2 protein-coding genes are annotated in these 2,114 nt (G+C 37.5%); both read left to right on the forward strand.

Annotated elements, in window-relative coordinates; translation table 11 throughout:
• The first annotated feature begins 294 nt into the window (after positions 1-294).
• A complete protein-coding gene (locus tag Q0F90_RS08980; RefSeq protein WP_296004908.1) occupies positions 295-876 on the forward strand; it encodes a hypothetical protein in 582 nt (193 codons plus the stop codon).
• Between the two features lie 8 nt (positions 877-884).
• Entirely contained in the window at positions 885-1,454 is a 570-nt protein-coding gene (locus tag Q0F90_RS08985; protein WP_296004910.1) for a hypothetical protein, read from the forward strand.
• Positions 1,455-2,114 lie beyond the last annotated feature (660 nt).

Genomic DNA, 2,114 nt, shown 5'->3' on the forward strand with positions numbered 1-2,114 from the left:
CTCCGTTGCCTAGTGTAACTAGATAACTGAAAGGCCATTTCTTCATGCTTTTGTGTAACTAGAGATGAGCCTGACGTCACTACTCGTCTGACTATCTAGTTATATTATAGGGATAAAGATATATATCGTCAAATAGAGATAAATCTTATAAATATCAATTAGACGCAAATCTGGCATATACTAAATTATAAAATTATTAATAATAGGCACGACCTTATTTGCATAGTATACTTATGCTAATAAGGTTGTGCTTATTTTATTGAGAGATAAGATTCATTTTCGAGAGAGGTTTTTATGGTTCAACGTATGTTAATGCTGGCCCTTGTGTTGCTGGCTTTCACCATGCCCACAGAGGCAATCACATTTCAGGAGCTGAAGTCGTCGCCGCAGTTCAAGTTAGTTCATCAGCATGAGTATGAAAAACAGGGCCCCATTGTTAATGACGGTGGTATGTATGTGTATTTAAATACCTATTCTGTGGAGGTTCAAAAGTATGCGCCGCCACAATATACATTAAGTGCTATTTATTATGTGGTACACACGTCGCACTATCAAACTGAGATCATTGAAAAAAGACTTACTGTGAATTATGATGCTAACTATTCACTGGCGACTTTGGTTAAGTCATCTCATATGATGAAGCCAAGTCCCTCTATGCTGGCTTTGATTGAGGCTAGTGAAAGCAAGTCTGGATTATTTATGTCTGAAACGAACAGTGCGATTCATACACTGGATGGTGCGCTTAAGAAGACTCCGTCTTTGGAAGATGCTAGAAATCTTCCGATTCATCGAAAGAATACTGTTATGTATGATTTAGCGGATGCTATGTTTATAGCTGCCTATCAGCAGCATTTTGATGATATTGTGGTACAGTGAGGTGGACGATGAAACGCATATATTTACTTTCACTATGGTTACTAGTCTGCCTCGTGTTGCCTATGAAAGGTCAAGCCGTATCACAAGCTGAGTTATTAAATGCAGAGCATTATCAGCATATCGACTCAACCGTTGATTCTGGCAGAGGGGATGGTAAGTACTTAGATCTTAGCTCCATTAAAGCTGTGGACGCACCCGATGGTCATCGACGTGTGGAAGCGACTATTTACGTGTTAATGCCTGCATCCAATCTTATTCAAGGCATTCACCTGCTATATGATTATGACCTAGAGCGATCCTTGCGCCATTTGATTACCATTCATGAAAAAGGCTTACAACAAGGTGCTAACACACCGTATATCTCTATTTGGCGTGCAAAACAGGAAAACCCTGGTATTATAGGGACCGTTAACGGTGGCATTGCTTTTAATAATGAAGGTAGAACACGCCGACAACGACTTCAACAAGAACACTTAGAAGCAATGATACTACCGCCTCAATTTGGAATGGAACGATATACAATAGCCAATATCATCTATCAGAAAGCTTATGGAGTAGCCTATGACGATGAACCGTGATAGCTTATGAAAAGTACTAAAATGGTTAAAGCAGTAGATAGACTCAGATGGAACACTAAACTTGTTTTGGGGCTCTTGTTAAAACTCATACTTGTACTTATTTGGGGAACCTCTATTTGGGGGATTTATACATTACTGTACGATCGATATGTATTAGAAGCATATCCATTAAGAGAGTATCTTCCCGTGTTGATATTTTGCTTTGGGAATATTTGGGTTTTACCGTGTGTAATTTTGTGGTATGAGAAACTATATCCTGCATTTAATAAACCTAAAATTTATTATAGAGTGAAAGCTTGGTTCATTTCTTTAAAAGAACAATCTACTATGGGTATGTGTATTTATAGTTGTATAGATTTTTTAATAAAGTTATGTCTAATAACATATGGCACTATGGTAGTTTTAGCTTCCTTTATTTTGGCTGGTATTATATTAGTTCTGCCTCTGCTTATGATTATTAACTTGATACTTCATTAGTTCTTGAAAGCTCTTGAACATGCATTTTGTATTTCTGATACGCTCTTAACTTATTTACACAATGCAAAAGCCAAGCTATTCATATTTAGAAATAGCTTGGCTTTTATTGTACGCCGAATAGGCATGACTAAACCCCCAGTTAAACTGGGGGTCGGCAAAATTTCTTAGAGAAAAGGAAAGAAC

The organism is uncultured Veillonella sp., from assembly GCF_934190855.1.
GTDB lineage: Bacteria > Bacillota > Negativicutes > Veillonellales > Veillonellaceae > Veillonella.

Bases quoted from the DNA above. Each gene is read 5' to 3' on its own strand.
- Q0F90_RS08980 (WP_296004908.1), top strand. From the start codon at position 295: ATGGTTCAACGTATGTTAATGCTGGCCCTTGTGTTGCTGGCTTTCACC.
- Q0F90_RS08985 (WP_296004910.1), top strand. From the start codon at position 885: ATGAAACGCATATATTTACTTTCACTATGGTTACTAGTCTGCCTCGTG.